The following is a 24,892-nucleotide window of genomic DNA, read 5'->3' on the forward strand; positions in this document are numbered from 1 at the left end:
AGTCGGATGCACGAAGCCAGCCCCCGCCGCCGCTATCGCAGTATCTTCCTGTCGGATGTCCATCTCGGCACCAAGGGCAGCCGCAGCGACTTCCTGGTGGATTTCCTCAAGAAGGTCGAATGCGAGCGCCTCTACCTCGTGGGCGACATCGTCGATGGTTGGCGGCTCAAGAAGTCCTGGTACTGGGACGCCGACCATGACGAGGTGATCCGCCTGGTGCTGCGCATGGCGCGGCACGGCACCGAGGTCATCTACATCCCCGGCAACCATGACGAGATGTTCCGCGACTGGCTGGGCCTCGAGATCGCCGGCATCAAGCTAATGCGCGAGGCCGAGCACGAGGCCGCCGACGGCCGCCGCTTCCTCGTCATTCACGGCGACGAGTTCGACGGCGTCATCCGCTACGCCAAGGTGATCGCCCACCTCGGCGACTGGGCCTATGACTGGGCGCTGACGATGAACCGCTGGTTCAACGCGGCGCGGCGGCGCTTCGGCTACCCCTACTGGTCGCTGTCGCAGTGGCTCAAGCGCCAGGTCAAGGAAGCGGTGAAGGCGATCGACCGCTTCGAATCCGCCCTGGCCAATGAAGCCAAGCGCCGCGGCATGGATGGCGTGATCTGCGGCCACATCCACCACGCCGAGATGCGCACCGTGCAGGGCGTGCTCTACATGAACGACGGCGACTGGGTGGAAAGCTGCACCGCGCTGGTCGAACACGCAGATGGCCGCTTCGAACTGGTGGACTGGGTGCGCGAGAACCGCCTGTCTTTCGCCCGCTCCCCGCGTCGCGCCGCCGCCACCGCGACGGCGGCCTGATGCCGATGGATGATGCCGGGGCCATGCAGGCCGCCGATTGCATCGGCGCGCATCGGGCGCCGCTGCGCATCCTGATCGTCTCCGATGCCTGGTTCCCGCAGGTGAATGGCGTGGTCCGCACCATGTCGATCGTCACCGAGCAACTGCGCGCCGGCGGCGACACCGTCGAGGTGATCGGCCCCGACCGCTTCGTGAACGTCCCCATGCCGGGCTATGCGGAAATCCGCCTGGCGATCGCACCGGGGCGGCGGTTGCGCAAGCTGGTCGATGCCTTCAAGCCGGAGGTCGTGCACATCGCGACGGAAGGCCCGCTTGGCTGGGCGATGCGGTCACTGTGCCGCAAGCGCGGCTGGCCCTTCACCACCGCCTTCCACACACGCTTTCCTGAATACCTGCATGCGCGAACGCGCATTCCCGTGGCTTGGTCCTGGGCGATGATGCGCCGCTTCCACCAAGCCGGCGCCGGCACCTTCGCGGCGACGCGGTCGCTGCGCGAGGAACTGGCGCGGCGCGGCTTCACCAAGGTGCGCGCCTGGACGCGCGGGGTGGACCTCGCCCGCTTCCGCCCCGAGCCGCGCGAGCCGTGGGAGGGCTTGCAGCGCCCGGTCTTCCTCTATGCCGGGCGTGTCGCGGTGGAGAAGAACATCGAGGCCTTCCTGGCCCTCGACCTGCCTGGCACCAAGGTCGTGGTCGGCGACGGGCCGGCGCGCGAAGGGCTGCAGAAGCGCTTTCCGTCCGCGCATTTCACCGGCTATCGCGACAATGGCAAGTTGGCGCGCTCCTATGCCGGGGCGGATGTCTTCGTGTTCCCCTCTCGCACCGACACCTTCGGCCTGGTGCTGCTGGAGGCGCTGGCCTCGGGCACGCCGGTCGCGGCCTTTCCGGTGACGGGGCCATTGGATGTGATCACCGATCCACGCATTGGCGCATTGGACGAGGATCTGCGCGCCGCCGGCCTGCGAGCGTTGGAGGGTGACCGCACCGCCTGCCGGAGCCACGCCGAGGCGTGGTCCTGGGAGGCCTGCGCGGCGCAGTTCAGGGCGGCGCTGGTGCCGGTCGTGGCTGGCTGAAGGTTGGAGGGGCGCTGGCCCATTCGCGCGCGGATATTGCCGTCCGGCGGCGGAACCGGAGAGGGTCTTGCCCCCTTTTGGACCTCCTCCACCAATGGCCTAAAGGCCTTTGGAAACCGATAGTTGGCACCCGAGGAGACGGTTTGTTTCCGGGTACTCGGATCGCGTCGGACCGGGGAAGATTCGTGGCGCCGATCCCGGCTGTCATGCCAGACACCAAATATCGGCTTCCAGAGGGTCGTTCTCCCTGGAATGCCATCTGTGGTGTCTGGCACGGGGAACGCCGGCCACGGCCCCTGTGCGCCCTCACGATTTCGTAGAAATCGAGCGAAGGTGCAGGAAACTGAGTTTCCTGCCGGGGTGCTCGAGGGGCGGCGCCCCTCGATCTTCACGAATGATTCAAACTGAGTTTACTGCCGCGGTGTTCGAGGGGCGAGGCCCCTCGACCTTCCGTCACGCCGGAGCGGCAGCGCCCATCCGGCCTCCCGTCACGCCCCGATCGCGCCCGAAATCCACGACTTCAGCGCGCCCTTCGGCATCGCGCCGACCTTGGTTTCGACTGGCTTGCCGTCCTTGAACAGGATCATCGTCGGGATGCCGCGCACCGCATATTCGGTTGGCGTCATCGGGTTTTCGTCGATGTTGACCTTCGCGATGGTCAGCTTGCCGGCCATCTCCTCGGCGATTTCGTCGAGGATCGGGCCGACCATGCGGCAGGGGCCGCACCATTCCGCCCAGAAATCCACGAGCACCGGCCCCGGCGCCTCAAGCACGTCCTGCTTGAAGGTATCGTCGGAGACGGGCTTGGTGTTGTCACCCATCGGGGGGTCTCCATCATTCGGTTTGGGGGCCGCCGGCCCCCGGGTTGTGACAGAAATCGGGTGCCGGGGCCACCGGGTCAAGCAGGGGGGGCGGAGTGACTGTCGGGCGACGCCGGCTCCTGCCGGAATAACTTCGCCTTGATGCGCTCGCGGACGGATTGGAACACTGTGTAAAGCATTGGGATCATGAAGATCCCGAGGGAGGACGCCGCCAGCATGCCCCAGAAGACCGGGGTGCCGACGGCACGACGGCTGATCTCGGAGGCGCCTGAGGCGGTCACCAGCGGATAGAGGCCGAGGATGAAGGCGAAGGAGGTCATCATCACCGCGCGGAAGCGCAACTTCGCCCCCTGGATCGCCGCTTCCTGGATCGACTTGCCCTGGTTCTCGCGTTCGTCCTTGGCGAACTCGATGATCAGGATGCCGTTTTTCGCGGCGAGCGCGATCAGCACGACGATGCCGACCTGGGCATAGAGGTCGAGCGCCAGCCCCGATGGCCCGATGGCGATCATCGCGCCGAGCACGCCGACCGAGACCGACAGCAGCACCGGCACCGGGATGGTCCAGGATTCGTACAGCCCGACCAGGAACAGGAAGGCGAACAGCACGGCGAGCACCAGGATGGTGCCGGTCTGGCCCGACGCCGCCTTTTCCTGGAAGGCGGTGCCCGTCCATTCGAAGGAATAGCCCCGCGGGAGCGTATTCCGCGCGACACGTTCCATCGCCGCCAGGCCGTCGCCCGAGGACCGTCCCGCCGCCGGCTCGCCATTGATCGTCAGGCTGCGCACGTTGTTGTAGCGGATGATGGATTGCGGCCCGAGCTCGATGCGTGCCTCAGCGAGGGCGCGCAGCGGGATCATCTCCCCGTCGCGGTTGCGGATGTTGACGCGATAGATGTCGGGGATGCCGTCGCGATCGAGCAGCTCCGCCTGCAGGCTGACCTTCCAGGTGCGGCCGAACAGGTTGAAGTCGTTGACATAGGCCCCGCCCATCGCGGCCGAGAGCCCCTGGAAGATGTCGTTGAGCGACACGCCGAGCACCTGCGCCCGGTCGCGGTCGATGTCGAGGAACACCGAGGGGTTGTTCGCGGCGAAGGTCGAGAAGACGCGCGTCAGCGCCGGGTCCTGGTTGGCGGCGAGCACCAGGGCGCGCATCGCCGCCGCCATTTCGCCGACCGGCCGGCCTTCGAGGTTCTGCAACTGGAACTCGAAGCCGCCCGAGGTACCGAGGCCGATGATCGGTGGCAGGTTGAAGGGAATGATCAGCGCCGGCACGCCGGCCGTCTCGCGTGCCACCGTGGCGATCAGCCCGTTCACGCTGAGCGACGGCGTCGTGCGTTCCTCGAAGGGTTCCAGCGTCAGGATGAGGAAGGCCGAGTTCGACTGCGCCAGGCCGTTCAGCATGGAGTAGCCGGTGATGGTGATGACGTCGCGCACGCCATGCATATTGCGCGCGGCCTCCTCGACCTGCTTCGCGACATCGAGCGTGCGGTTGAGCGAGGCCCCCTCCGGCAGGCGGATCTCAACGAAGAAGGCGCCCTGGTCCTCCTGCGGCAGGAAGCCGGTCGGCGTGATGCTGCCGACACCGACGATGCCGCCCATGAACAGCGCGAGCAGCGCGATCGAGACGATCGCCACGCGCACGAGCCGCGCGACGATGCCGGCATAGCCGTCCCGCACCCAGTCGATGCCGCGCGAGATGCGGCCCATGATGCCCTTCTTCGGCCCATGATGCGGCTGCAGCAACACGCCGCACAACGCCGGGGAGAGCGTCAGCGCGTTGATCGCCGAGAAGAACATGCCGACCGAGACGGTGACCGCGAACTGGCGGAACAACTCGCCCGAGATGCCAGGAATGAAGGCGAGCGGCACGAAGACGGACAGCAACACCAGGGTGATGGCGATGATCGGCGCGGTGATGCCGTCCATCGCCTTCTTGGTGGCGTCCTTCACCGAAAGCGTGTGGTCGGCCTCCATCGTCGCCTCGACCGCCTCGACCACCACGATGGCGTCGTCCACCACGATGCCGATGGCGAGCACCATCGCCAGCAGCGAGACGGTGTTGGCCGAATACCCCATCGCGTTCAGCACGACGAAGGTCGCGATCAGGCTGACCGGGACGGCGATCAGCGGGATGATCGTCGCGCGGATCGAACCGAGGAACAGGAAGACGACCAGCACCACCAGCACGAAGGCCTCGATCAGGGTCTTGATGACCTCATCGATGGTCAGCTTCACGAAGGTGGTGGTGTCGTAGACCACCGCGTATTCGAGGCCCTCGGGGAATCGCGAGGCGAGGTCGCTCATCGCCCGTGCCACGCCGTCGGCGGTGCCGACTGCATTGGCACCGGGGGCGAGGTAGATCTGGATGCCGATCGCATCCTGCCCGTTCAGCCTGGTGCCGACATCCTCGTTCCATGCGCCGAGCTCGATGCGCGCCACGTCGCGCACCCGCAGCACCGAGCCGTCGGGATTGGCGCGCACCACGATGTTGCCGAATTGGTCGGCGCTTTCGAGACGGCCGGTGGTGCGGATGTTGAGCTGGTACGACGTGTCGGTGCTGGCCGGCTGCGCGCCGACGCGACCGAGCGGCGCTACCTGATTCTGCGCGCGGATGGCGTTGACGATGTCGCCGGGCGTCAGGTTCAGCGCGGTCAGCCGGTCGGTCTGGAACCAGATGCGCATGGAATAGTCGCGCGCGCCGAACATGATGGCGTCGCCGACGCCCGGCACGCGCTTTAGCACGTCCATCACGTTGATGGTCGCGTAGTTCGAGATGAACAGCGGGTCCTGCGCGCCCGTCGACGAGCGCAGCGTCACCACCTGCAGCAGCGCGGAGGACTTCTTGCGCACGGCAAGCCCCTGGCGCTGCACTTCCTCGGGCAGCTGGGCGAGGGCCAGCTGCACACGGTTGTTGACGTTGGTGGTGTTCTGGTCGGGATCGGTGCCGACGCGGAAGCTGATGGTCAGCGTGTAGGAGCCGTCATTGCCGCTGGTCGACCGCATGTAGATCATGTTGTCGACGCCGTTGACCTGGCTCTCGATCGGCTGGGCGACCGTCGCCTCCACCACCTCGGCCGAGGCGCCCGGGTAATTCGCCGTCACCGTCACCTGCGGCGGCACGATGTCGGGGAACTGCGCGACCGGGATCTGCCTCAGTGCCACCAGCCCGGCGATGGTCATGACGATGGCGATGACGATCGCGAGCCGCGGCCGGTCGACGAATACCTTGCTGATCATGGGTTCAGCCGCCGCGCGGGGCGTTGGCGGGCACGGCGCCGGCCGGCGGTGGGGGTTCGTCGCGCGGCGTCACCGGCTGGCCGGGCCGGGCGCGCTGGGACCCTTCGACGATGATCAGCTGGCCAACCTCGAGCCCTTCCGTGATCACAACCTGTCCGGCAGGGCCGGGAGCGGTGGTCACGCGCTTGACCTCGACCTTGTTGTCGGCGCCGACCACCAGCACGAAGGCGCCCCGCTGGTCGACCTGCAGCGCCGCTTGCGGGATCACGATGACCTCGGCCGGATTGGCCGCCTCGATCACCACCGAGATCGCCTGGCCATCCGTCAGCAACCGGTTCGGGTTGGGCAGCATGGCCTGCACCAGCACCGAATCGGTCGAACGGTTGGCGGCGACATCGATGAATTCCAGCCGGCCGTTGGTGTCCATCAGCGCGCCATCGGGCAGCCGCGCACGAACCCTGATGCCGTCCTGCTGCAGGTTCGTGCCGGCCTGGCGAACACGCAGCAACTCGCGCTGCGTCACCGGGAAGGAGACGCGGATCGGGTCCTCGCGCACGATCGTCACCAGCACGCCGGTATCGGGCCCCACCAGGTTGCCCGGGCTGATCGGCGAGCGGCCGGCGCGCCCGTCGAACGGCACGCGGATCTCGGTGTAGCCGAACTGGATGCGCGCCAGGTCGAGCTGCGCGCGGGCGGCGTCGGCGCTGCCCTTGGCTTCGCCCTCGGCGGCGATGCGTTCATCGAGCGTCGATTGCGGGATGTTGTTGGTGCGCACCAGCTCGCGCCCGCGCGCCACCTGCAGGGAGGCATTGCGCAATTCGGCCTCGGCGCGTTCGAGCTGCGCCTGGCGCAGCGCCACCTCGGCGGCGAAGGGCGGCTGTTCGAGTGTGAACAGCAGGTCGCCCGCCTTCACCGGATCGCCTTCGGTGAAGTTGCGGCTGACCAGGAAGGCGGTGACGCGGGCGCGGATCTCGACCTTGTCGACCGCCTCGACCCGTCCGATGAACTCCGCCCCCTGGGAAATCGGCTGGCGCGCGACGCGGGTGACCATGACCGCCGGCGCCATCGCCGATTGCTGCTGTGGTGGCGCCTGTTCCTTGCAGGCCGCGAGCGGCAGGGCCAAGGCTGCCGAGGCGCACAGGACCGTCAGAGTGACGCCCCTGCCACGCTTGCTGCGCTGCTCGCACCGACCTTGCATGCACGTCATCCCCAAAACCGATTTGCCCCAATGCTGCTCGCCCTACGCCAAGGCTCGCTGCGTCGCCAGCGCCTGAAGCGGACATGCATGCTGCGGACAGCCGTGCGCACTCTCGCATGCCACGGCGCCGGAAAGAAACTGCGGCGGCTCGCCGTTTCGATGGCGGCTCGACGACGCCTCGGCGGGTCCCGTTTCGCCTTGCGGGCGCGGCATGCTAGGGCCGAGCCCGTGAGCAACCCGTCCCGCCCCGCCCGATGGCCAAGCGCCTGATCCGCCACCCCGCGGTGCAGGGGATGCTGGCGCGCCTGGTGGCGCTGTATCTGCGGTTCGTCTGGGCCACCACCCGCTGGACGCTGGTTGGCGAGGAGCACGCCCACCCCTTCCGCGACGCCCCGATGATCCTGGCCTTCTGGCATGAACGCCTGCCGCTCGCCACACTCGGCTGGCGGCTGCTGTCGCGCCGGGTGCCGCAGGCGGGTGGCCGGCGTGCCCAGGTGCTGATCTCGCGCCATCGCGACGGGCGGCTGATCGCCAATGCGGTGCGACCCTTCGGCATCGACGTGGTGCACGCCTCCTCCTCCAAGGGGGGCGCTTCGGGATTGCGTGGGCTGCTGCGCATCCTGGCCGGTGGCGGCGTCGCCGTGATCACCCCCGACGGGCCGCGCGGGCCGGTGCGGGTGGCCGCCCCGGGCATCGCCCAACTGGCCGCGATGGCCGGCGTGCCCGTGCTGCCCTGTGCGGTCGCCTCGTCACGCATGCGGCTCGCCAGGTCATGGGACCGGATGCGGTTTCCACTGCCCTTCGCCCGCGGCATCGCCGTGGTCGGCGCGCCGATCGCGGTTGCGCGCGACGGCGCGGAGGCTGCATTGCCAGCGATCGCAGCGGCCCTGAACGAAGCCTGCGCGCAGGCCGATGCGATGGCGGGGGCATGAGCGTGGCGGGCGGAATCCGAAGGAGCTTTGCCCCTCCAGTCCACTCCACCAAAGGCCCGGGGCCTTTGGAAACCGATACTTGGTACTGCGCGTCGCGTGCGGGACCAGTGGCAAGACTCCCCCCCATGCCCAATGCGACCGTTGTTCGCGAAGACGGCCCTCACAGCCCGGCGCCAGGTATTGGTGTCCAGAGGCCCCTAGACCTTTGGTGGGGGTGGTCCGGAGGGGGCAAAGCCCTCTCCGGTTCCGCCACGCGACGGCACGCGCGCCTCCAGGACTGGCGCCGCGCATGACGCCCTTGGCCTGCGCCTGGCATTGGGCGGCGACGGCGGCGGCGCCGGTGCTGCCGGCCTATCTGAGTCGCCGCGTGCGTCGCGGCAAGGAAATCGGGCACCGCCTGCCCGAACGCTTCGGCCTTGGCGCGGTACGTCCCGACGGCCCGCTGCTGTGGCTGCACGCCGCCAGCGTCGGCGAGACGCTATCGATCCTGCCGCTGCTCGACGCCCTGGGCCATGCCGCGCCGAGCCTGTCCTTCCTTATCACCACCGGCACCGTCACCTCGGCGACGTTGCTCGGCCGCCGGCTGCCTGCGGCGCTGGCGCCGCGCGTCGCGCATCGCTTCGTCCCGCTCGACGTGCCGCGCTGGGTCGGGCGCTTCCTGGATGGCTGGCGGCCGGATGCGGCGGTCTTCGTCGAATCCGAGCTATGGCCGAACCTGATCGCCGCCACGGCGCGCCGCCGCATCCCCCTCGTGCTGGTCAATGGGCGGATGACCGAGCGATCCGCCCGCTGGTGGCGCCGCTCGGCCGGTTTCGCCCGCAAGGTGCTGGCCCCCTTCGGCCTGGTGCTGGCGCAGACCGAGGCCGATTCGGCCCGCTTGCGGAGCCTCGGCGCGCCGGCGCAATGCTGGGGCAACCTGAAATACGCCGCGCCGCCGCTGCCGGTGGAGGCGGCCGAGTTCGACCGAATGCGCACGCTGCTCGACGGCCGCCCGGTCTGGCTTGCCGCCAGCACCCATCCGGGGGAGGAGGCGATCATTCTCGCCGCCCATCGGCGCATCGCCGCGGATCATCCCGGCTTGCTAACCATCATCGTGCCGCGCCACCCCGAGCGTGGCGCCGACATCGCCGCCCTGGCCGCCCCGCTGGCGGTCGCCCGCCGCGCCGCCGGGCAGGACCCGACGCCCGAGACCGAGGTGCTGGTCGCCGACACCCTGGGCGAGCTCGGCCTGTTCTATCGCCTGGCGGCGCTCGCCTTCATCGGCGGCTCGCTGGTGCCCCATGGCGGGCAGAATCCGCTCGAACCCGTGCGGCTCGGTTGCCCGGTGCTGCTCGGGCCGCATGACTGGAATTTCACCGAAATCGTCGGCCGGCTGGAGGCCGTGGGGGGTCTGACGCGCATCCCTCCAGGCGCCGATCGCACTGCCGCGCTGGCCGAGGCGGTTTCCAACATGCTAACGAGTCCGGACCGGGGGCGGGCTCAGGCCGAGGCCGCCGCCGGGGTGGCGGCCGAGGAGGCCGGGCTGCCCGAGCGGATCGCCGCGGCATTGCTGCCGTTGCTGTCGCTGCGGGACGAGGCGGCGGCCGAACCGGGCAGCCGGATTATGGCGGGGTCGGAAACCTCCGGCCCGCCAGACACAGGGATAGTGGACGACACGAACTGATGCGCGCTCCAGAGTTCTGGAGCGGCGGTGGCGGGGGGCTCGCGCCCATCCTGTTGTCGCCGTTCTCCGCCCTATATGCCGCCGCGACCGCCCGTCGCATGGCGCAACCCGGCTGGCAGGCGCCGATTCCGGTGATCTGCTGCGGCAATGCCACCGCCGGCGGCGCCGGCAAGACGACGGTCGCCCTCGACCTCGGGCGCCGCCTGGGCAATCGCGGCATCGGCGCGCATTTCCTGCTGCGCGGCTACGGCGGGCGGATCAAGGGTCCGGCCCGCGTCGACACCGCCCAGCATGACAGCACCGCGGTGGGCGACGAGGCACTGCTGCTCGCCGCCGAGCGCCCAACCTGGGTGGCCGCCGACCGCGCCGCTGGTGCGCGCGCCGCGATCGCCGCCGGCGCGCAGGCGATCGTGATGGATGACGGGCTGCAGAACCCGACGCTCGCCAAGGACCTCTCGCTGCTGGTGATCGACGGTTCCTACGGCTTCGGCAATGGCCGGGTCATTCCCGCCGGGCCGCTGCGCGAACCGGTCGCCGCCGCCGCATCGCGCAGCAATGCGGCGATATTGATCGGCGAGGACGAAACCGGCGCCCTGGCCATGCTGCCGCCGGGCATGCCGGTGCTGCGCGCCCGGCTGAAGCCGGGGCCGGAGGCCGAACTGCTCGCCGGCCAGCCAGTGTTTGCCTTCTGCGGCATCGCCAATCCGCGCAAATTCTTCACGACCCTGCAGGAGGCCGGCGCCTTCCTGGCTGGCCGGCAATCCTATGCCGACCACTACCCCTTCGATGAAGGCGACCTGCGCGACTTGCTGGCCGAGGCGGACCGGCTGCGCGCCACGCCGGTCACCACGCGCAAGGATTTCGTGCGCATCCCGCCAGCCTTCCGCAACCGGGTGACGGTGGTGACCGTGCAGCTGGAATGGGAAGAACCGGCGGCGATCGAGGGGTTGCTCGACCCCGCCGCCTCGCGGGTGCCGGTCCCGGCGTGACGGCGGCGGCCGCGCCGCCCAAGGCGGCCGCTTTCACCGCGCGCCAGAGGTCACCCTTGTTCGTGGCGCCGACTGCATCGTCGCCCCGCATGGCGCGACGCTCGCGCATCTGCTGACGGCGCGGCCCGGCACGAAAGTGCCGGAACTGATGCCCGTCACGCCGGGTTGGCGGAACACGCGCTTCGCGATGGCACGGCCGTCGCGCATCGTCGGCCATCGCCATGTCCTGTGGCTGGAGCCCTCGCATGGCGCGCAGGAACGCTGGCAGGTCGACATCCCCGCCATGCTGGACGCGCTGCGCGGTCTGCTCGCAACGGATTGACGCCTGGCGCGTCAGCCGCCCGGCCGTGGCGGCGTGCCGACCGTCGCCAGCGGCCGGGACAGCCATTGCGACACGAAGGTGGCCTCCCGTCGGCTGGCCTCGGCGATCGCCTCGATCGCCTCGGGGTAGTCCGGCTGCGTCACGGCCAGGTCGGGCCCGGCCTTCTCCTCGGCGGTATTGAGCCGCGGGATGGCCGGCGGGCGCGGAAAGCCGGTGTAGCGCGCGACGGCGTCGACGAAATCCTCCAGCGCATCGGCGCGCCCGAGCACGTAGCTGCGCGATTGCAGCGCCTCGCGCACCTCGCGCATCGCGGTGCCGCCGAACACCGTGCGCAGCTGCGCATTGACCGTGACATGGCGGAACGGCGCCGAGCCACGGAAGGCCTCACCCAGCGTCAGCCCGCGGATGGCGACGTGCAGCGGGTGGTCCGTCGTCGCCCGGATGTAGTCGTAGAGCGAGACGGTGCGCTTCACCGGGTCGCGGAACACCGCGAGGAACACGTTGTCGCGCACCGCCGCCGCGGCGGCCGCGTTGGTGACGTCGATATGCCCGGTGACCAGCAGGTAGCGGTGAAAGAAGGCGTGGTCGTCGCGCACAACCTTCACCAGCTCGCGCGGGCTGGTGTAGCAGACCAGGCTGCGGAACATCCGGTCGAAGACACGGTTGAGGCTGGTGCCGGCGGTCTTGGGGATGTGCAGGAAGTGGTACAGCGGCACCAGCCGCGGCTCCAGGCTGAAGGGCAGCCGAAGCGCGCCATGGCCGGCCGGCTGGGGGGCGTCCTCGGCGGCGTCCGGCGCGGTCGGGCGCGAGAACCGCTTGCCCGCGCCATTCTTGAATTCCGGGCTGCGCATGACGAACAGCATGAGGTCGACCGCGGTCATCGTCGCGGCGCGGAAGCGCGGGCCGAGGCCGACATCCTCCGGCGCGCGGCCGAGCAGCGCGCCGTAGATCGCTGCCACCTCCTCATCGGTGACAAGGCCGGGCGGCGCCGAGCCGGTCTCCGGCGGCCGCTGGCGCCGCTGCCATTCCGCCGAGGCGAGGATCTCGTTCAGCAGGACCTCGATGCTCTCCGCCGCCATCCGCGATTCGATGATCGCCTCGCTTTCGGGGTCCCGCCCGAGCAGCGCGCGATAGGCGTGAATGACGTCGTCGCGAACCAAAGCCATGCGTGATCTCTGTGCCGTGAGCGGCAGGGGCAGTTTACGCGCCATTGGCTATCGGGCTCAACGCGGCTGCCCTAGCATTCCGCCAAAGGGCCTTTCGCGGGCCCGGGTTGCAGGGGAGTGGGACGGTTGAATCTGCCGCTGGAAGGTGTCCGCGTCATCGAGGTGGGCCAGGCCTTGGCCGGGCCTCTTGCCGGGGCGATCATGGCCGACATGGGCGCCGACGTGATCAAGGTCGAAAAGCCCGATGGCGGCGACGATGCGCGCGGCTGGGGGCCTCCCTTCTCGGATGACGGCGTCACCTCGCTGTATTTCCACAGCCAGAATCGCAACAAGCGTTCCATCACGCTCGACCTGAAGAAGGCCGAGGATGTCGAGGCGCTGCACCGCCTGTGCGAGACCGCCGACATCCTGATCCAGAACCTGCGCCCTGGCGTGGTCGATGAGATCGGTATCGGCCCGGCGACGATGCTCGAACGGCATCCGCGGCTGGTCTATTGCTCGATCTGGGCCTTTGGCGCGACCGGGCCGATGCGGATGAAGCCGGGCTTCGACCCGCTGCTGCAGGCCTATGGCGGCATGATGAGCGTGACCGGCCGGCCGCAGGACCCGCCGACCTTCTGCGGCGCCTCGATCAACGACAAGGGCACCGGCATGTTCTGCGTGATCGGCGCACTCGGCGCGCTGCGCCGGCGCGACATCACGGGCAAGGGCTGCCTGGTCGATACTTCGCTGTTCGAGACGGCGGTTCATTGGGTCGAGGGCCAGGTCAACAATCACATCGCCACCGGGGACATCCCGCAGCGCCACGGCACGGGTGGCGCGGTGATCGTGCCGTATCAGGTGTTCGACTGCGCCGACCGGCCGATGTGCCTGGCCGCCGGCAATGACCGGCTGTGGGCGCGCTGCGCGACCGTGCTGGGGCACCCGGAATGGGCGAGCGACGAACGCTTCGCCAAGGGTGCCGCGCGGGTGCGCAACAAGCCGGTGCTGATCCCGCTGATCGCCGCGGTGCTGGCCACACGCCCGCGCGACGCATGGATCGCGGCCCTGGAGGCGGCGGGCGTGCCCTGCGCGCCGGTCAATGACATCGGCGAGGTAGCGGCGAGCGAGCAATTCGCCGCCATCGACATCATGCAGGACCTGCCCGGCAGCGGGCCGCGGGTGGTCGGGCTGCCGATCTCCTTCGATGGCGAAAGGCCGCGATCGGCGCGCGGCGCGCCGCGACTTGGCGAGCACAATGCCGAGGTATTGGGGCTGAGCTGAGCGTCAGCCGAACGGCGTGGCGCGGCCCCTCAAGACCACCCCGCCATTGGGTGCCCATCGGCTCGGGGCCTTTGGCTTGCCGTCATCTGGTGCGGGGCGCGGTCGTCGGCCTGCGTGCGCGCGGGCGGATTGGTGCGCGTCGCCTGGTGGCGGGCCTGAGGGGGCGTCGGGCGGCGCCTACTCGTCCTTCTCGAGCCGCTCGATATCGTCGTCCGACAGGCCGAAATGGTGGCCGATCTCGTGGATCAGCACGTTGCGCACCAGGTGGAACAGGTCCTCCCCGGTCTCGATCCATTCGAGCAGGATGGGTTCGCGGTACAGCATGATGCGGTCGGGCTCGCCCGCGACGTCGCCGGAGGATTTCTGGGTGAGCGGCACGCCCTGGTACAGGCCGGTCAGTTCCCAGGGGCTTTCGAGCCCCATCTCCTGCAAGGTCTCGTCATCCGGCACGTCCTCGACCAGGATCGCGGTGCCGCGCACCAGGTCGCGCAACGGGGCAGGGATGGCGGCGAGCGCATGCTCGGCCATCTCCACCAGATCGTCGAGGCCAGGCGGGGTGTTGAAGCGCATGGCGCCTCATGCGGGTCTGGGCGTCGTATCGTCAAGCAAGGGAGGCAGTGATGGTCGAAAAACTTGACGAGGCGGGACGGGCGGCCCTGGCGCGCGACCTGCCCGGCTGGGCCATGGTCGCCGGCCGCGACGCCATCACTCGCACCTTCCGCTTCGCCGATTTCAGCGAGGCCTGGGGCTTCATGTCCCGCGTCGCGCTGCTGGCGGAACGGCACGACCATCACCCGGAATGGGCCAATGTGTGGAGCCGGGTGGAGATCACCCTGTCCACCCATGACGCGGGCGGGCTTTCCGCGCGGGACGTGGCGCTGGCGACGGCGATCGACAGGCTGGTGGGCCAGGCGGCGCGGTAATCAGCCGGCACAAATCGTCCGAGCTGTGAACCTCATCTGGTGAAGTGCGCCCTGGCGAGAAAAAAACGTCGCCCGGTCTAGGCTTCTTCGGATGTCGCCGTACGTAACGGATGGTTTTTTCTTGGCGCGACGAAAGTAACGTACCTATGATTAGAAAGTTGGTCGCCGGCCAATTGGCGTGAGGACCACGAGCCGCCTGTGCTCCCGCCCGGATTTTCGCAGGAGCCTGCCGTGGCTGTTGAGACGACGCTTGACCGCGCGCGAAGCAATCGCATCCTCGCAGCCTTGCCACGGCCTGAACTAGAGCGGTGCCTGCCTCACCTGGAACGGGTGGTGTATCCCATCCGGCAGGTCCTGCACGCGCCTGGTGAGCCGATAACCGCCGTGCATTTCCCCGAGAGCGGCTGGATATCGATGCTCGCGGTCCTCGCCGACGGGGGCGCGGCGGAAGTCGGGCTGATCGGCCGCGAGGGCGTGGTGGGGCTCCCCCTCTTCTTCGGCACGGACCGCTCTCCGGCCGAGGCAATGTGGCAGTCCGGCAGCGTCGCCCTGCGAATGTCCGCCGAGGCGTTCCGGGAAGCGACCGCGGAAGGGACAACGCTGCGTTCGCTGGTGCTGCGCTACGCCATGTGCTTCACCGCGCAGGTGTCCCAGACCGCGGCCTGCAATGGCCGCCACAGCATCGAGCAACGCCTGGCGCGCTGGGTGCTGGTGGCGCATGACCGTGACGAGGCCGATGAGTTCCCGATAACGCACGAATTCCTCTCGATGATGCTGGGTGTGCGTCGCGCGGGCGTCACGGTCGTTGCCGGCCGGCTCCAGAAGGCCGGCCTCATTCGGTATCGCAAGGGACTCATGACGGTTACCGACCGGGCCGGTCTCGAGGCCCATGCCTGTGAATGCTACGGCGTGGTCCGGCGCGAATACGACCGGTTGCTCGGGCCGGGTTGGCGTGCGCGCCGGGACTGACCCGCCGCTACATCCTGCGCCGTATATCGGGGAAGCCTTAGCTACTGTACGCATTCGGACAGTCGGGCAGGCGGTCATGACCTAAACGGCAGACTGACCTTATCGGCAAGGGGGCGTCGTGAGCTTCTTTTTCGGCAAGACGGCTGATTGTGAACAGCAGGTGCTCGCCGCCACCGACCTCGCGATGCGTGCACTCAGACGCCAACGGCCGCGTGTCGCGCTCCTGGCGTCGCAGGCGGCGGCCCGCTTGTCGCTGCTCAGTCTCGGCAAAGCTGCCCATCCTCCCCATGGCGATCCGGACGTCGCCGTCCTGATCGAAGTTGCCGCGGCATCCCGTCGTCAGCTCGCGGCGCAGCCCGCTGAGCGGCTGAGGCTCATCCATTCCCTGCTCTCTGTAATGGGACGCATGTTCCCGCGGATGCGCCTCGCCCAGGGCCAGCCCCCCGCCGGACCACTGGCTGAGCCCGACCCGTCGGGCGACATGCTGCCATCGAGCATGGCGATCGAGCCGGTGGCCCGCGAGCCCGATGAACGTCCCGATGGGTCCCTGCAGCGGCATGGCGGCTCACGGTCGACCAGAAGGGCTCGTGCACGTCAGCCGCTTGGCGGATCATTCCATGGCGGCGTGCGTGCCCTCACGGCCGGCCCGCTGTCGCGCCAGGACGGCCCGATGCTCCGTCAATTGAAGCAGCGCGATGCTTCCCGGCATGGCGAGGAGGCCGCGCCCAAACGGCTGATCGACGCCCTGGTCGATGTGACACGCAGGCGGGCGCAGCTGGCGGCCATGTTCTGGACCTTCGGGGATCAGGACGGCCAACGAGGCGCCCCGCGCGCCACGGTGCGCATCGGGGCGCGCGAGGCCCTGCAAGGCGCGATCGACTTGATCGAGGCGGAATGCCGACGGATCGAGGCTGCCGATGACGGGCGCGCCCGGCTGATCGCCGCCGAGCCGGCCGGTCCGACCATGACCGACGTGGTGCCGGACGCCGGTGATGCCTGCCTGCCGCTCATTCTGGAGAATGCCATCGGGCATGCCATCTACACGCTCGACCCGGCCGGCCGGGTGACGAGCTGGACAGAGGGCGCCCGCCAGTTGTTTGGCTGGGAGGCGAGCGAGATGCTTGGCCATACGCCGGATCGACTTGTCCCACCCGAGGCCCGGTCCGACGATCGCCCCGCCGCCGACATGCTCGATAGGGCGGAAGTCCAACATCATGTCGAGATCGAAGGCTGGCGTCTGCGCAAGGATGGCTCGCGGTTCTGGGCGAGCGGCGTGTTGGCGTCGCTGCGCGACGCCGCCGGAACATTGCGGGGCTTTGTCGTCATCAAGCGCGACCGTACCGAGGCCAGGCGGGAGCTGGCGCAGACGGAGATCCCGCTGCGCGCGTTGAACCACCGGGTAGAGGACACGCTTCCCGGCGCACCGAGCGCCGCCGCACAGGCGGTGCGCAGCAGTGGTTCATCCGCCATCTTACGCGATGCCTTTGGGCCGCGTCTGACCGCGCTGGCCGAGGCGCATGACATGCTCGACGAGACCCGTGCCGGAGGCGCCGCGCTGGAGCCGCTCGTCCATCGCGTCCTCACCGCTCACGTCACGGGAGACAGGGCGGGACGCATCAGCGTCGACGGTCCGCCGGTCCTGCTGCCGCCAGATGCGACGGTGTCGGTATGGCTGGCGCTGCAGGAACTCGCCACCAACGCGGTGAAACACGGATCGCTGTCGGTGCCCGAAGGCCGGGTCGCGGTGACCTGGGCATTGGAACGGCGGCCGGAGATGGCCGACCCGGTGGTGACGCTGACCTGGCGCGAATGGGCGGGTCCGCCTGTTCGGCCCCCGTCGCGGCGCGGCTTCGGCACGAGGATGATCGAACGGGAACTCGCGCTTGAATTCGGCGGCGACGTGCAGCTTGATTTCGCGCCGTCAGGCGTCGAATGCCACATGTGGCTTCCGATCCCGAGGATCAGGGTCCCGGAGGGTGATCCCCCCGACAGTCACGCATGTCTGCCCGCGAGTGTCGCGACCGATACCGTGGCCCACCACCTCACGGCCGAACCTGAGGAGCGCAGCATCCTCGATCGGTCCGATCCAAAGACAGCGCGGCTTGTGTTTCGGGATTTGTCCCCGACTGCCGCCGCATGACCCCATCGAGGGCGGCACGCCGCCTTCCACGAGACTGGTCTTCCCGCAGGTCCCTGTGACGACTTTCACAGGCCAGCCATCTAACAACGCCCCTAAGATGGCGCGGGAAGGCCAGGCACGCCGTCTTGCTGGCGAGGCGCTATAGCGCCCGCCAGCCAATATCCCGTCGGCAGAAGCCTTCCGGCCAGTCGATCACGTCCACCGCGGCATAGGCGGCGGCCTGCGCTTGCTCGAGCGTCGCCCCCGTGCCCGTCACCCCCAGCACGCGCCCGCCGGTCGCGACCAGCGCGCCATCCTCCCGCCGCGCCGTGCCGGCATGGAACACCTGCACGCCCGGGATCTGCGCCGCGCGTTCCAGGCTACGGATCTCCGTGCACTTGGCATAGGCGCCCGGATACCCCTTCGCCGCCATCACAACGACGAGGGAATGCAGCTTCTCCCAGCGCAGGTCGAAGGAGGCCAACTCCCCATCGCAGGCGGCGAGCAGCGCCGGCAGCAGGTCCGACCGCAACCGCACCATCAGCGCCTGGCATTCAGGGTCGCCGAAGCGGACATTGAATTCGATCAGCCGCGGTCCCTCCGCGGTGATCATCAGCCCGACAAACAACACGCCGCGAAACGGTGTGCCGCGCCGGGCCATCTCGGCGAGGACGGGGTTCACGGTGCGCGCCATCACCTCGTCGCGGAGCGCATCGGTGAAGACCGGCGGCGGGGAATAGGCGCCCATGCCGCCCGTATTGGGGCCGGTATCCCCGTCGCCGACGCGCTTGTGGTCCTGCGCCGCGCCGAGCGGCAGCGCCGTGCTGCCGTCGCACAGCGCGAAGAACGACACCTCCTGCCCGACCAGGCATTCCTCGACCAGCACCACCGCGCCGGACTCGCCATGGATGCGGGATTCCATGATGTCGGTGATGGCGGCCTCGGCTTCCTCGACGCTCGCGGCGACCACCACGCCCTTGCCGGCCGCGAGGCCATCGGCCTTCACCACGATCGGCGCGCCCTGCTCGCGCACATAGGCCTTCGCGGCGGCCGGGTCGGTGAAGCGGGCCCAGCGAGCCCCCGGCGCGCCGGCGGCATCGGCCACCTCGCGGGTAAAGGCCTTGCTGCCTTCGAGCCGGGCTGCCGCTTGGCTCGGCCCGAAGCACTTGATGCCGGCCGCGGCGCAGGCATCCGCCAGGCCGAGCGTCAGCGGCCCCTCCGGTCCGCAGACCACAAGGTCGACCGCCTTGTCCTTGGCGAAGGCGACCAGCGCCGGAATGTCCTCCGCCCCGATCGGCACGCATTCCGCGACTTCCGCGATGCCGGCATTGCCCGGCGCGCACCACAATGTGTCGAGCAATGGGGATGCCGCGATCGCCCAGCACAGCGCGTGTTCCCGCCCGCCGCCACCGACCACCAGGACCTTCATCGCGCCCACCCCCGTTCCGCAATGGGGGCGCCTTAGCATAGGGTGGCGCCATGGACACCCCGACCGTCACCAATGTGCCCGATTACAGCGTCTCGGACCTGGCCGGCGCGATCCGCCGCACGCTGGAAGGCGCCTTCGGCCGCGTGCGCGTGCGCGGCGAGATCACCGAGCTGAAGCGTTATCCCTCCGGCCACATCTATCTCTCGCTGAAGGATGCCGACGCGAAGATCGAGGCGGTGATCTGGAAGTACAGCGTGCGCAACATCGGCACCATGCCAGAAAACGGTGTCGAGATGATCGCGACCGGCCGCATCTCGACCTATGCCGACCGCTCCAAATACCAGCTGGTCATCGAGCGCCTTGAATACGCCGGCGAGGGCGCGCTGCTCGCCAAGATCGAGGCGCTGCGCAAGCGTCTGCTCGACGAAGGCCTGTTCGACGAGGCGCGCAAGCAGCCTATCCCGCGCCTGCCGCTGGTGATCGGCGTCGTCACCTCCGAGAAGGGCGCCGTCATCCAGGACATCCGCACCACCATCGCGCGGCGCTTCCCCCGTCGCATCCTGTTGTGGCCGGTGGTGGTGCAGGGGCAGGGCGCGGCGGAACAGATCGCCGCCGCCATCCGTGGCTTCGACGCCATCCAGCCCGGCGGCCACGTTCCGCGCCCCGATGTGGTGATCGTCGCGCGCGGCGGCGGCAGCCTCGAAGACCTGATGGCCTTCAACGAGGAAATCGTCATCCGCGCCGCCGCCGCCTGCACCATCCCGCTGATCAGCGCGGTGGGGCATGAGACGGATACCACCTTGATCGACTACGCCTCCGACCGTCGCGCGCCGACGCCGACCGCCGCCGCCGAACTCGCCGTGCCGGCGCGGGCGGAAATGGCGGCAGCCCTCGCCCAGACCGCCGCGCGTCTCGCCCAGGCTGCCGCCGGCCTGCTGAACGGCGCGCGGCTGCGGCTGCTGCGCGCGGAACGCGGCCTGCCTGATGTGCCGGCACGGCTCGCGCAATCGCGCCAGCGCGTCGATGACATCGGCGAGCGCCTGCCGCGCGCCCTGGTCGGGTTGTTGAGCCGGCGGCGCCAGGCACTCTCTGGCCTGCGCGTGCCGCATCCGCGCGAGGGCATCCTCGCCCGCCGCGCCGCCGTGCAGGGCTTGTCGCTGCGCCTCTCCGCCGCCTGGGGCCGCCAGCGCGATGCGCGCGCGACGGCGCCGGCCATGGCGCGCCTCTCCCCCGCCCCGGTGCAGGCGCTGGTGCGCCAGAAACGCGCCGTGCTGGAAGGGCTGGCGGCGCGGCTGGAGAGCGCGTCCTACCAATCGGTGCTCGCCCGTGGCTTCGCGCTGGTGCGCGATGCGGAGGGGCACGCCGTCACCGCCGCCGCGCGCGTCGCGCCGGGCCAGGCGCTGCGGCTGACCTTCGCCGATGGCGATGTGCGCGCCACTGCCGAGGGGCATGCTGCGCCGGCGCGCCGCAAGGCGCCGGCGCCGGATCAGGGGTCGTTGCTGTGAGCGCGTCGGGCGATCGGAAAGGGGCTTTGCCCCTCTCCGAGCCTCTCCCCACCAAAGGCCTAAGGGCCTCTGGACACCTCGATTTGGACGGTTGCCCAGTTGCAAAAGGCGACGGGATGCAGGAACGGATGTCGGACGTCGCGCTGGCTACGAACGACCGGGCCAACGGGCGATCTTCCCGCATGCGCGGCACAGTGGGAGCGATACGCGCCTGGTTCCGGCGTGCGGCGACCGAACACGTCTGCCCGCCCCCGGCCGCCCCGTTGGGCCCAACACCAAATCGAGGTGTCCAGAGGCCCTTAGGCCTTTGGTGGGATGGTTCGGAGGGGCAAGGCCCCTCCGCCTTCGCCCGTCGCGCCCTGCTCGCCACCCCCGCCCTGCTGCTCGCCCGCCCCGCTGCGGCGGTCACGCTCACCGAACGCGGCCTCACCCAGGGCGGCTTCGTCATCGGTCAGGCCGCGCCGGGCACCCGCGTCTCGCTCGATGGCCGGGCCCTGCGCGTCACCCTGCAGGGCGCCTTCGCCTTCGGCTTCAGCCGCGACCAGGGCCCCCGCGCGGCGCTGACGATCATCCACCCCGACAACCGGCGCGAGGAACGGCGCCTCACCGTCGCGCACCGCCAATGGCAGGAACAGCGCATCAACGGCCTGCCGCCCGCACAGGTCACGCCTGACCCGGAAACCCTGCAGCGCATCCTGCGCGAACGCGAAAAACTCGCCGCGGTGCGGGCCGTGGACAGCCCGCTGACCGGCTTCACCGAGGGCTTCATCGCCCCGGCCCAAGGCCGCATTTCCGGCGTCTATGGCAGCCGCCGCATCCTCAATGGGCAACCGCGCCAGCCGCATTACGGGCTCGACTTCGCGGTGCCGACCGGCACGCCGCTGAAGGCCGTTGCGCCGGGCCGGGTGACGCTGGCCGACAGCTTCCACTTCTTCGGCAATCTGGTGGTGATCGATCACGGGCACGGGGTGAATTCGCTCTACGCGCATCTCTCCGCCTTCGATGTGCGCGAGGGCCAGATGGTGACGAAGGGCGAACCCGTCGCCCGCAGCGGCGCGACCGGCCGCGTCACCGGCCCGCATCTGCATTTCTCCTTCTCCTGGTTCGAGACCTTCCTGGACCCGCAGCCGGTGGTGTTGGGCGCATGAGCACGTCACTCGCCTGGGACGAACGCTACGCCGGCGGCGGCTTCCAGTTTGGCGAAGCGCCAAACCTTTACCTTCTCTCGCAGGCGCACCGTCTGCGGCGCGGCATGCGCGCGCTGGCCGCGGGCGATGGCGAGGGGCGCAACGGCGTCTGGCTGGCCGAACAGGGGCTCGATGCCACCGCGGTCGACTGGTCGGCGGTGGGGCTGGAGAAGGCGCGCGCCCTCGCGGCACGACACGGCGTGCCGATCACGACGGTGACGGCGGACCTGTCGCACTGGGATTGGCCCGCCGCGCGCTTCGACCTCATCGCCTGGATCTTCGTGCATCTGCCGCCGGCTGACCGCGCGCTGGCCTGCGCCGGCGCGATGCGTGCGCTGGCACCCGGCGGGCTGCTGGTGATGGAATGCTTCACCCCGGCGCAGGAAGGCCGCCGCAGCGGCGGGCCGAAGGAACCCTCCCTGCTGTGGTCGCGCGCGCTGGTGGAACACCACTTCGCCGGGCTGGAGGTGCTGGAACTGCTCGAAGGCAGCGTGCGGCTCGATGAAGGCCCGCGCCACCAGGGCCTGGCGGAAGTGGTCCGCGCCGTACTGCGCCGCCCGGCATGACGCCGGCTTTCAACTCTCCGCCATCGCGCCGCCGATCACCGCCGAGACGATCGACACCACGATCGAGCCCAGCAGTGCCGAGCCGAACCCTGCCACGTTGAAGGCCGGCACCAGCCAGGCGACCAGCGCCAGCATCCCCGCATTCACGACCAGCAGGAACAACCCGAAGGTGATGATGGTGATCGGGATGGAGAGCAGCACCGCGAGCGGGCGGACCGTTGCGTTGATGACGCCGAGCACGATCGCCGCGAGGACCAATGTGCCGGTATCCTGCGCAGAAATCCCGGGCACGATGGCCACCGCCACCCAAAGCGCTACGGCCGTGACGGCGGTGCGGATGAAAAAGCCGATCATAGCGTGCTGATGTCTCCGGCATGTTGATAGGTCAGGCACCGGCCCGCACCCCCACCCATTCCAGGATACTGCGGCGGGTGGGGTCCGGGCCGGCGCCGGGCACCAGAATGCGCCAGTTAGCGCATTCTCCGACAGACACGAAGGACGAGGGATGTCGTCATTGTTGAATAGCCCCGCCACATCGGCGCCCGAGCGCGTCTCCCGCGCCACTCTGGCCGGTTGCGGCGCACTCGCGCTGTGGGCCTTCCTCGCCCTGCTGGCGCGCATGGCCGCCGGCGTGCCGCCGCTGCAACTCACCGCGCTGGCCTTCGCCGCGGGCGGGGTGCTGGCGCTCGCCGTCGTCGCGGCGCGCGGCGGGCTGGCGCTGCTGCGGCAGGGGCCACTCGCCTGGGCGCATGGGGTGGGCGGGTTGTTCGGCTACCACGCACTGTATTTCGCGGCGCTGGCCCTCGCGCCGGCGGTCGAGGCGAACCTGCTCAACTACCTGTGGCCGCTGCTCATCGTGCTGCTCTCAGCCCCGATTCTCGGGCTGCGGCTGGGGGCGCGGCGGCTGGCCGGGGTGGCGCTGGGCTTTGCCGGTTGCGTGTTGCTGGTCGGCGCCGGGGCGTCATTTCCGCCGGGGGCCGCGCTCGGTTTCCTGGCGGCGGCGGGCTGCGCGCTGGTCTGGTCGGTCTATTCGGTGACGTCCAAACGTATGCAGGCGGTGCCGACCGAAGCCGTGGCCGGGTTCTGCCTGGCAACGGCGCTGCTTGCCGGCGTCACGCATCTGCTGTTCGAGACCACCGTGGTGCCCGATGCGCGGCAATGGGTGGCGGTGCTGCTGCTCGGCGCCGGGCCGCTCGGCGCGGCCTTCTTCCTGTGGGATGCCGGGATGAAGCGCGGCGACCCACGGCTGCTCGGCACCCTGGCCTATGCGGTGCCGGTCGCCTCGACGCTGCTGCTGGTAGTGGCGGGGGAGGGGGTGCTGACTTGGCGCGCGGGCGTCGCGGCGGTGCTTGTGGCTGGCGGCGGGCTGCTGGCGGCGACGGCGCGCGGCTGACGCGCCCCCGGCACCTGTGCCGAGGTCGCGCGCAAGCAAACGCTCCGGCATCGCGGGGCGCATCGGTGCGCCGGGGGCTGCTTCCGGTGGCCTGCGCCACCACAGCGCCGGCCCGGAAGCCAACACCCGGACCGATGACGATGCTTGCGCCAGGAGGACGGGAGCGGTTCCACCGTCTGGTGAACCGCTCTAGCCTCGCGGCATGGACGGCGCCACGTGATGCGCCCGGCGGGAAGGACGATCTGGATGATACCATCGCGTCGCGGCCTCATGGTCGCAGGCCTCGCCGGGGCCGTCGCCGCGCCAGGCGCGTCGCGTGCGCAGGGCGTTTGGCCGAGTGACCGCCCGATCCGCATCATCGCGCCCTTCGCCGCCGGCAGCGTCGCGGATGCGGCGATCGGCCCGATGTTGCCTTACCTCGCGGCGCAACTGCCCGGCGCGCGATTCAGCCTCGTCCACCAGCAGCCGGCCGAGGGCTACGCCGCGTTGGCGCAGGCCGCGCCGGACGGGTTCACCATCGGCATCGTCGTTACCCCCGGCCTGCAGGTCGGCTCGATCGAGCCGGGGGCGCGCTACTCGTTGCGCGACTTCGTCTATCTCGGCTCGATCCTGGAGGATCCGAGCGCCTTCTTCGTCACCGCCGACAGCCCCTTGCGCGATGTCGCGGCGCTGGTGCGCGCGGCGCAGGCCGCGCCGGGCACCATCGCGGTGGGTACCGGCGGCATCGGGACGGATGACCACCTGCTGATGGTCGAATTTGAGGATGCCGCCGGCGTCCGGTTTCGCCATGTGGCTTTCGCGCAGGAGGCGCAGATCGTCGCGGCGCTTGCCGGCGGGCAGGTCCAGGTCGCCTCGATGAAGCTGGGCGGCAATCTCGGCCTGGTCAGTGCCGGGCGTGCCCGCGCGCTGGCGTCGGCCGGGCCGCGTCGCTACCCGATGGCACCGGACGTCCCTACCTTCACCGAAGCCGGCTATCCGATCGACACGCGCAATGTGGTCAGCCTGGTGTCACCGGCCGCGACGCCGGTGCCGGTCCTCGCGCGGCTCGAACTGATACTGGCGGAGACGATGCGCAATCCGGCCTGGATCGAGGCCGCGGCGCGACTACGTCTGCCGTTGGCCTATCAACCGGCGGCGGCGACGCGGCAGATCGTGCTGAGCGCGGATGCCGCGCTGCGCGCGCTCTGGACGCGCCATCCCTGGCGGTAGTCCGCCCTTGCGCACCGCGCGCGCGTCGCCGAAACAGCACGCCTACACTGCCCGGTGCCAACAGACGGCTTCTCAAATGACACTGTCATTTGGTGGGGTGGTTTGGAGGGGCG

The 24,892-nt window shown here is 69.8% G+C and carries 22 protein-coding genes; 15 read left to right on the plus strand and 7 right to left on the minus strand.

What is annotated here, in order from left to right; all coding sequences use genetic code 11:
• The first annotated feature begins 6 nt into the window (after positions 1 to 6).
• Together IEY36_RS26030 and IEY36_RS26035 are read left to right on the plus strand one after the other, a co-directional pair.
• Positions 7 to 816, plus strand: coding sequence for a UDP-2,3-diacylglucosamine diphosphatase (locus tag IEY36_RS26030; protein WP_188972453.1), 810 nt, complete (start codon positions 7 to 9; stop codon positions 814 to 816).
• Positions 817 to 839: 23 nt separating this feature from the next.
• On the plus strand, positions 840 to 1,886 hold the full coding sequence (locus IEY36_RS26035) for a glycosyltransferase family 4 protein (protein ID WP_229681581.1): 1,047 nt from the start codon (positions 840 to 842) through the stop codon (positions 1,884 to 1,886).
• A 488-nt stretch (positions 1,887 to 2,374) separates the two neighbouring features.
• Here IEY36_RS26035 and trxA read toward each other — a convergent pair whose 3' ends face one another.
• The 3 genes from trxA to IEY36_RS26050 form a co-directional block, all read right to left on the minus strand.
• Positions 2,375 to 2,707 carry a thioredoxin TrxA gene (gene trxA, locus IEY36_RS26040; RefSeq protein WP_188972455.1) on the minus strand — a complete coding sequence of 111 codons (333 nt, stop codon included), beginning with the start codon at positions 2,705 to 2,707 and terminating at the stop codon, positions 2,375 to 2,377.
• A gap of 77 nt (positions 2,708 to 2,784) precedes the next feature.
• On the minus strand, positions 2,785 to 5,946 hold the full coding sequence (locus tag IEY36_RS26045) for an efflux RND transporter permease subunit (RefSeq protein WP_188972457.1): 3,162 nt from the start codon (positions 5,944 to 5,946) through the stop codon (positions 2,785 to 2,787).
• Positions 5,947 to 5,950: 4 nt separating this feature from the next.
• Positions 5,951 to 7,144 (minus strand): efflux RND transporter periplasmic adaptor subunit, encoded by a 1,194-nt coding sequence (locus IEY36_RS26050; RefSeq protein WP_188972459.1) that lies wholly within the window; start codon positions 7,142 to 7,144, stop codon positions 5,951 to 5,953.
• A 254-nt stretch (positions 7,145 to 7,398) separates the two neighbouring features.
• On the opposite strand from IEY36_RS26050, the gene IEY36_RS26055 reads away from it, so the two are divergent.
• The 4 genes from IEY36_RS26055 (at position 7,399) to IEY36_RS26070 (ending at position 11,050) form a co-directional block, all read left to right on the plus strand.
• Positions 7,399 to 8,076, plus strand: coding sequence for a lysophospholipid acyltransferase family protein (locus IEY36_RS26055; RefSeq protein WP_188972462.1), 678 nt, complete (start codon positions 7,399 to 7,401; stop codon positions 8,074 to 8,076).
• A 289-nt stretch (positions 8,077 to 8,365) separates the two neighbouring features.
• The gene (locus tag IEY36_RS26060) at positions 8,366 to 9,739 is read left to right on the plus strand and encodes a 3-deoxy-D-manno-octulosonic acid transferase (protein ID WP_188972464.1); all 1,374 of its coding nucleotides are present in this window, start codon (positions 8,366 to 8,368) and stop codon (positions 9,737 to 9,739) included.
• Positions 9,739 to 10,728, plus strand: coding sequence for a tetraacyldisaccharide 4'-kinase (gene lpxK / locus IEY36_RS26065; protein WP_188972466.1), 990 nt, complete (start codon positions 9,739 to 9,741; stop codon positions 10,726 to 10,728). Before IEY36_RS26060 ends, lpxK begins: the two co-directional genes overlap by 1 nt.
• 148 nt (positions 10,729 to 10,876) lie before the next feature.
• Positions 10,877 to 11,050: a hypothetical protein gene (locus IEY36_RS26070; RefSeq protein ID WP_229681582.1), complete on the plus strand. Its 174-nt coding sequence runs from the start codon at positions 10,877 to 10,879 to the stop codon at positions 11,048 to 11,050.
• A gap of 11 nt (positions 11,051 to 11,061) precedes the next feature.
• On the opposite strand, the gene IEY36_RS26075 is transcribed toward IEY36_RS26070, so the two are convergent.
• The gene (locus IEY36_RS26075; protein ID WP_188972468.1) at positions 11,062 to 12,216 is read right to left on the minus strand and encodes a sulfotransferase family protein; all 1,155 of its coding nucleotides are present in this window, start codon (positions 12,214 to 12,216) and stop codon (positions 11,062 to 11,064) included.
• A gap of 126 nt (positions 12,217 to 12,342) precedes the next feature.
• On the opposite strand from IEY36_RS26075, the gene IEY36_RS26080 reads away from it, so the two are divergent.
• Entirely contained in the window at positions 12,343 to 13,479 is a 1,137-nt protein-coding gene (locus IEY36_RS26080) for a CaiB/BaiF CoA transferase family protein (protein WP_188972470.1), read from the plus strand.
• A 177-nt stretch (positions 13,480 to 13,656) separates the two neighbouring features.
• On the opposite strand, the gene IEY36_RS26085 is transcribed toward IEY36_RS26080, so the two are convergent.
• The gene (locus IEY36_RS26085) at positions 13,657 to 14,049 is read right to left on the minus strand and encodes a metallopeptidase family protein (protein WP_188972472.1); all 393 of its coding nucleotides are present in this window, start codon (positions 14,047 to 14,049) and stop codon (positions 13,657 to 13,659) included.
• Between the two features lie 50 nt (positions 14,050 to 14,099).
• Between IEY36_RS26085 and IEY36_RS26090 the strand changes: the two genes are divergently transcribed.
• The 3 genes from IEY36_RS26090 to IEY36_RS26100 all read left to right on the plus strand — a co-directional run bounded on the left by IEY36_RS26090 (position 14,100) and on the right by IEY36_RS26100 (position 17,511).
• Positions 14,100 to 14,402, plus strand: coding sequence for a 4a-hydroxytetrahydrobiopterin dehydratase (locus tag IEY36_RS26090; protein WP_188972474.1), 303 nt, complete (start codon positions 14,100 to 14,102; stop codon positions 14,400 to 14,402).
• A 198-nt stretch (positions 14,403 to 14,600) separates the two neighbouring features.
• Positions 14,601 to 15,371, plus strand: a complete 771-nt coding sequence (locus tag IEY36_RS26095; RefSeq protein WP_229681583.1) for a Crp/Fnr family transcriptional regulator — start codon at positions 14,601 to 14,603, stop codon at positions 15,369 to 15,371.
• A 118-nt stretch (positions 15,372 to 15,489) separates the two neighbouring features.
• Positions 15,490 to 17,511 (plus strand): PAS domain S-box protein, encoded by a 2,022-nt coding sequence (locus IEY36_RS26100; RefSeq protein WP_229681584.1) that lies wholly within the window; start codon positions 15,490 to 15,492, stop codon positions 17,509 to 17,511.
• 139 nt (positions 17,512 to 17,650) lie between these two features.
• Here IEY36_RS26100 and purD read toward each other — a convergent pair whose 3' ends face one another.
• Complete coding sequence (purD, locus tag IEY36_RS26105; RefSeq protein WP_188972478.1) at positions 17,651 to 18,919, minus strand: phosphoribosylamine--glycine ligase; 1,269 nt, start codon at positions 18,917 to 18,919, stop codon at positions 17,651 to 17,653.
• 50 nt (positions 18,920 to 18,969) lie between these two features.
• Here purD and xseA point away from each other — a divergent pair, with 50 nt between their 5' ends.
• From xseA to IEY36_RS26120, 3 genes are all read left to right on the plus strand, one after another.
• On the plus strand, positions 18,970 to 20,424 hold the full coding sequence (xseA, locus tag IEY36_RS26110) for an exodeoxyribonuclease VII large subunit (RefSeq protein ID WP_188972480.1): 1,455 nt from the start codon (positions 18,970 to 18,972) through the stop codon (positions 20,422 to 20,424).
• A 182-nt stretch (positions 20,425 to 20,606) separates the two neighbouring features.
• The gene (locus IEY36_RS26115) at positions 20,607 to 21,572 is read left to right on the plus strand and encodes a M23 family metallopeptidase (RefSeq protein WP_188972481.1); all 966 of its coding nucleotides are present in this window, start codon (positions 20,607 to 20,609) and stop codon (positions 21,570 to 21,572) included.
• A complete protein-coding gene (locus IEY36_RS26120; protein ID WP_188972483.1) occupies positions 21,569 to 22,177 on the plus strand; it encodes a class I SAM-dependent methyltransferase in 609 nt (202 codons plus the stop codon). The genes IEY36_RS26115 and IEY36_RS26120 overlap by 4 nt, the downstream gene beginning before the upstream one ends.
• Before the next feature lie 9 nt (positions 22,178 to 22,186).
• On the opposite strand, the gene IEY36_RS26125 is transcribed toward IEY36_RS26120, so the two are convergent.
• Positions 22,187 to 22,531, minus strand: a complete 345-nt coding sequence (locus IEY36_RS26125; RefSeq protein ID WP_188972485.1) for a phage holin family protein — start codon at positions 22,529 to 22,531, stop codon at positions 22,187 to 22,189.
• A 163-nt stretch (positions 22,532 to 22,694) separates the two neighbouring features.
• Between IEY36_RS26125 and yddG the strand changes: the two genes are divergently transcribed.
• On the plus strand, positions 22,695 to 23,570 hold the full coding sequence (gene yddG, locus IEY36_RS26130; RefSeq protein WP_229681585.1) for an aromatic amino acid exporter YddG: 876 nt from the start codon (positions 22,695 to 22,697) through the stop codon (positions 23,568 to 23,570).
• A gap of 246 nt (positions 23,571 to 23,816) precedes the next feature.
• Positions 23,817 to 24,779, plus strand: coding sequence for a tripartite tricarboxylate transporter substrate binding protein (locus tag IEY36_RS26135; protein WP_188972489.1), 963 nt, complete (start codon positions 23,817 to 23,819; stop codon positions 24,777 to 24,779).
• Positions 24,780 to 24,892: the final 113 nt, after the last annotated feature.

Origin of the sequence: Neoroseomonas lacus, assembly GCF_014644535.1 — a bacterium.
GTDB classification, from domain to species: domain Bacteria; phylum Pseudomonadota; class Alphaproteobacteria; order Acetobacterales; family Acetobacteraceae; genus Neoroseomonas; species Neoroseomonas lacus.